Genomic DNA, 5,087 nt, shown 5'->3' with positions numbered 1-5,087 from the left:
AGATAGTAGGCGTGCTCCCACACATCGTTGCCCAAAATTGGGAATAGTCCATCGGTGAGGGGGCTGTCTTGGTTCGGCGTGCTGAGAATTTGTAGCTTGCCATCATTCCCAAACACTAGCCACGCCCAGCCGCTGCCAAAGCGCTTTGTGCCAGCGTCGTTAAACTGCTGCTTGAAGGTGTCGAAGTTGCCAAAGGTGTCGCTGATGGCTTCGGCGATCGCCCCAGTGGGTTCACCACCTGCGTTGGGAGCCATGATCTGCCAGAACATCGTGTGGTTAACGTGCCCACCTGCATTGTTGCGAACTGCCGTGCGAACATCTTCGGGAACTTGGTTCAGGTCGCGAACCACTTCTTCAACGGTTTTGTTTTGGAACTCAGGGTGTTTCTCTAGAGCCGCATTCAAATTGTTGACGTACGCCTGGTGGTGGAAGTCATGGTGCAACTGCATGGTTTGCGTATCGATGTATGGTTCCAGCGCTGCATAGTCGTACGGAAGCGGAGCGAGTTCGTAAGCCATTGTGATGCGTCTCCTAAAACTTGAATCAAATCTTGTAATGGGTTCGTAGAGTCCGTGTTGTCGTTTAGTGCGAGAAGCTCATTAGCGAAGAGAGGTGGACTGCTGCTTAACGCGGACTCGTTACGACTTTCTAATTGAAAGTGTAGTCATTATGATTTTGTTTTTCAATAGGTAATCTTGACATTTACATAAAAAAACGAGGGAAAAGCGAACTGCTTCCCTCGCTAAGTCTTTATAGGTTCAGTCGATTCAGTAAATTTGGGCGGTTAAGCGACGTAGCCGCGCTTTCTCAAAAAGCCCAGTCCATAGTCAGCAACTAAGTAGCGGGGACGACTTTGAGCATTTAGCCAGCTAACAACTCGTTCCATGTCGGTGGCACTGTACGGCGAGATGCAGCCTGCGGTTCCGGGAGCGATCGATCGATTGGCGTCCTCATGGATCAAAAAGTGGTCGCGATTATTGACTCTATAGGCTGGCTGCACCGTCAAGGTAACAAGAATGTTGCCAATTGCAGGCGCAAACCAGCCGCGCTCTACCGGACCGAGGTCGTAAACGCCTTCTGGCAGCGGTCGTAGAGAGCCAGCGTAGTCCTGAGTGGGGTAGATAATGTCTGTCCCAGGCGCACCCGACAGAACCGTCATTCGATCGACAGACTTGCCATTCTTAGTCCACGCTAGCGTGAACGTCAGGCAGCCATCGTCATCGCGCTCACCGGTTGGTCGCAGCAGCAGAGCATAGCTATCTGAGGCAGGCGGCTCTGGAGGACGAGGCGGGTTCAGCAATTTGCCGTTCTTGAAGATCTCGCAGTGCTCTTTGAACAAGATCCAAGTGTTGAGCGATCGTCCGTCTGGTCCGGGAAATGTGATTTGTTTGCCGTCTTTGCCCAGCCCAAATGCGACTCGTACATGCCCGTGGGCTTCGGTTGCCCAGCTTACGATCGGGTACTCTGCGCCTTGCTTGATTGGGCACGTCTGATCAGCGGACACATCCTGCGCTTGCTTGGTCGAAAGTTTGAGCACCGTATCGTGAGTAATCTTGAGCAAATAGCTGACTGAGTACGAATTTGACATAACACCTTCAGTGGAGACGTAGATTGCACGGAGCTTGATGAACAAGACAACAACCGCTGTGATCGTCATTCCCCACTTAACCCGGTACCCCTCGGGGTACTCTTTCTGCTCACTCCTCGTCCCCACCATCCACTGACCCAGATACAATGTAAAAAACCTTCGGACACCAGCCCGACCCATGACTGCTTCTTCGGACTTAGAAACAGCACCTCAGCAGGACATTACCCTTGGCGCAGACAGCGAAGCTGAACTGAGCGTCAACGATACAGCAGACCTCGACGACGAGGACAACCTGCCCGACGAAATCGAGATGTCACTGTTTGACCATTTAGAAGAACTGCGGCAGCGAATCTTCTACGCGCTAATTGCTGTCGTCATTGGGATCATTGGCTGTTTCACAGTCGTTAAGCGGATTGTGCAACTGCTGGAAGTTCCAGCGCAGGGCGTCAAGTTTTTGCAATTGGCACCGGGCGAATATTTTTTCGTATCAATGAAAGTAGCGGCGTACAGTGGCATTTTGGTTGCCAGTCCCGTCATCCTTTACCAGATCATTGCCTTCGTGCTGCCCGGGTTGACTCGGCGCGAACGGCGACTGCTAGGACCGATCGTCTTTGGCTCTAGCATTTTATTCGTTGCAGGACTGGCGTTTGCCTACATCGCGCTAATTCCAGCGGCGCTGAACTTTTTTATCTCCTACGGTGCAGATGTCGTCGAGCAGCTTTGGTCGATCGATCGCTATTTTGAGTTTGTTCTGCTGCTGATGTTTAGCACTGGGCTGGCGTTTCAGATTCCGATTGTTCAGGCGCTTTTGGGTTTGCTGGGAATTGTCTCGTCGAAGCAAATGCTGTCAGGCTGGCGCTATGTGCTGATTGGCGCGGCTGTTTTGGGAGCTGTTCTAACGCCGTCTACCGATCCGCTAACGCAGAGTTTGCTAGGAGGCGCGGTGGTTGGGCTGTACTTTGGCGGAGCTGGCTTGGTAAAGCTGCTGGGGAAGTGAGGAGTAAAGAGTGGAGTATTCCATTTTTGGGGGTGTCCTAGGGCGATCGCTCATCTCCTACTTTGCCTTTTAGACTCAAAGTAGCTCTGCTGAATGATCTATCGGCGTATGAATGAGAATATTGATGCCTCAGTCCTGACTCCTCACACTCCGCTCTCTTCGCGCAATCCGGTGGTGATGGTCCATGGCATCTGGGACACGGGGAAAATTTTTCTGCCGATGTCGCTATATCTGAGCCGGTTGGGCTGGACGGTATACGACTTAGATTTAACGCCTAATAACGGCGACGGCAGGCTGGAGTATTTAGCAGAACAGGTCGCAGAGTTTATCGATCGCACCTTCGCGCCTGATGCGCCGATCGATCTGGTGGGCTTCAGCATGGGTGGGTTAGTCAGCCGCTACTATGTGCAGCGGTTGGGTGGGATCGATCATGTTCAACGGTTGATTACGCTGTCATCGCCACACAATGGCACATGGGTGGCTTATGGATCGTTTCGGTCAGGCTGCTTACAGATGCGCCCAAACAGTGCGTTTTTGCAGGATTTGAATCAGGACGTGGCGATGCTCGATCGTCTCAACTTCACATCGATCTGGACGCCGTTTGACGCGATGATCGTACCTGCCAATAGTTCTCAGCTACCTGTTGGTCGGGAGATGCGCGTCTGGGTGCCTGCCCATCACTACATGATTTCGGACGCTCAAAGCCTTAAGGCAGTTACTACAGCACTGACTGAGCCATTACGTAGCTGAGCCACTACGTAGCTCTTGAGATGGTCTCGAAGTGCATCGCTTCCTCACAGCGACTTCTCATCCTCTGGCTCACCTTGCTTTAGCGGAACATCTCGAACGTACTCGATTAAATCCGCAGGTGTACAGTCCAAATACCAGCAGATTGCATCTAGCGTTCGTGCTCCAACATGAGGAAGCGTGTCCTGATTCTTTAAGCGAGAAACGTCTATTGCCCAACATGCAGCGCGTCACCGTTGCCCGATTCGTTAAAGAATCCGGCGCTGATGGATATGCAGTCGCGCTGCGCCGACTTGATCCCACAGCAACGGTGATTGTAGTATTCGATGCCGAGGGCTTGGCAGAGGACGATCGCTGAGTCAATCGCCCTCTCTGGCATTTCTCTAGCGCCTACTGTGCTGACGCTGGCACTTTAGAAGCCGCCGTGTCTGTACTCGCTTCCGGCGCATCTTTTTCCGATGGTGGCACCGCCTGCCAGAACTTCGGTAGGTACTCAGACCAGTTCGCCAAAATGGTCTTCGCCTTTTGGCTACCCGTGCGATCGGCGTGCGTCTCGATCAGTTCCTTCAATTGCTGCTCACCCGCCGGAGTGATTACCCGCTGGATTTTGACAATTTCTGGATTGACCTTGGCGGGGAAGCTGCCGTCCTCATCGAGGAAGTACGCTAAGCCGCCCGTCATGCCTGCGCCAACGTTGCGACCCGTTTTGCCCAACACCACCACGACGCCGCCTGTCATGTACTCGCAGCAGTGATCGCCTGCGCCTTCCACGACTGCCTTAGCGCTGGAGTTCCGTACAGCAAAGCGTTCGCCTGCCTGCCCGTTGGCAAGCAAAACGCCGCCCGTAGCCCCGTAGAGGCACGTATTGCCGACAATTACGTTCTCCGCTGGGTTGTACGTCGCAGCGGCATACGGCTTAATGATAATTTCGCCGCCGTGCATTCCCTTGCCGACGTAATCGTTCGCTTCGCCTTCCAGATTCAGGGTAACGCCAGGAAGGTTGAAGGCTCCAAAGCTTTGACCAACCGCTCCTTCAACGTTTAGGGTAATGTGCCCACCAAAGCCGTTGTTGCCGTACTGCTTCGCGATTGCCCCCGCTAGCCGTGCGCCGATCGTCCGGTCGGTGTTGACTACCTGCACCGTTTTGCTGACGCTGCTCTGGCTTTGAATTGCTGCCTGAATCTCGGAGTCGCTGAGTAACTCGTCATCGAGCACATAGCCGTTGCTGTGAACGGGTTCGTGGTTCAGCCACGAGCGATCGTCGCGGGTGTCCGGAAGCTGAGTCAAACAGTCCAGATTCAGCGACTGCGTTTTGGTCAGCGATACCGACTCACGCACTTTCAGTAAATCTGCACGTCCGATGATCTCATTGAGCGATCGGTAGCCGAGCCGCGCCATCAGCGATCGAGCTTCTTCGGCAATAAAGAAGAAGAAGTTCACCACGTGTTCGGGGATGCCCGTGAACCGCTTGCGCAGTTCCTCTTTTTGGCTAGCAACGCCAACGGGGCAGTTGTTCGTGTGGCAGATCCGCGCCATAATGCAGCCTTCTGCGATCATGGCGATCGAGCCGAAGCCGTACTCTTCCGCGCCCATCAGCGCTGCCATCACCACATCCCATCCGGTCTTGATGCCGCCATCCACCCGCAGAACCACACGATCGCGCAGGCGGTTGTTCATTAGAACGCGGTGCACTTCGGTCAAGCCCAGTTCCCACGGGCTGCCCGCGTGCTTAATCGAGCTCAATGGTGAGGCTCC

Annotated in this window: 6 protein-coding genes; 3 read left to right on the top strand and 3 right to left on the bottom strand. The window is 53.8% G+C overall.

The genetic code is table 11. The features are described 5' to 3' along the window. Both H6F43_RS12205 and H6F43_RS12200 read right to left on the bottom strand, forming a co-directional pair. The coding region (locus H6F43_RS12205) for a superoxide dismutase (RefSeq protein WP_190343027.1) at positions 1–518 on the bottom strand (518 nt) is incomplete at its 3' end. A 266-nt stretch (positions 519–784) separates the two neighbouring features. Further along, positions 785–1,588 carry a hypothetical protein gene (locus H6F43_RS12200; RefSeq protein WP_190343026.1) on the bottom strand — a complete coding sequence of 268 codons (804 nt, stop codon included), beginning with the start codon at positions 1,586–1,588 and terminating at the stop codon, positions 785–787. 178 nt (positions 1,589–1,766) lie between these two features. Here H6F43_RS12200 and tatC point away from each other — a divergent pair, with 178 nt between their 5' ends. The 3 genes from tatC (at position 1,767) to H6F43_RS12180 (ending at position 3,690) form a co-directional block, all read left to right on the top strand. Continuing rightward, positions 1,767–2,585 carry a twin-arginine translocase subunit TatC gene (tatC, locus tag H6F43_RS12195; protein WP_190343025.1) on the top strand — a complete coding sequence of 273 codons (819 nt, stop codon included), beginning with the start codon at positions 1,767–1,769 and terminating at the stop codon, positions 2,583–2,585. Between the two features lie 108 nt (positions 2,586–2,693). Next, a complete protein-coding gene (locus H6F43_RS12190) occupies positions 2,694–3,335 on the top strand; it encodes a triacylglycerol lipase (RefSeq protein WP_190343024.1) in 642 nt (213 codons plus the stop codon). Between the two features lie 157 nt (positions 3,336–3,492). Then, a complete protein-coding gene (locus tag H6F43_RS12180; RefSeq protein ID WP_190343029.1) occupies positions 3,493–3,690 on the top strand; it encodes a hypothetical protein in 198 nt (65 codons plus the stop codon). A 32-nt stretch (positions 3,691–3,722) separates the two neighbouring features. Here H6F43_RS12180 and H6F43_RS12175 read toward each other — a convergent pair. Further along, the coding region (locus H6F43_RS12175) for a glutamate synthase-related protein (RefSeq protein WP_242025550.1) at positions 3,723–5,087 on the bottom strand (1,365 nt) is incomplete at its 5' end.

The sequence above is a fragment of the Leptolyngbya sp. FACHB-36 genome, assembly GCF_014695955.1.
Lineage (GTDB): Bacteria > Cyanobacteriota > Cyanobacteriia > Leptolyngbyales > Leptolyngbyaceae > FACHB-36.
Note: the sequence above shows the minus strand (reverse complement) of the source record. Positions and strands in the feature narration are given on the sequence as shown.

Coding starts and splice junctions, on each gene's coding strand:
- H6F43_RS12200 (WP_190343026.1), bottom strand. CDS start 1,588: ATGTCAAATTCGTACTCAGTCAGCTATTTGCTCAAGATTACTCACGAT.
- tatC (WP_190343025.1), top strand. CDS start 1,767: ATGACTGCTTCTTCGGACTTAGAAACAGCACCTCAGCAGGACATTACC.
- H6F43_RS12190 (WP_190343024.1), top strand. CDS start 2,694: ATGAATGAGAATATTGATGCCTCAGTCCTGACTCCTCACACTCCGCTC.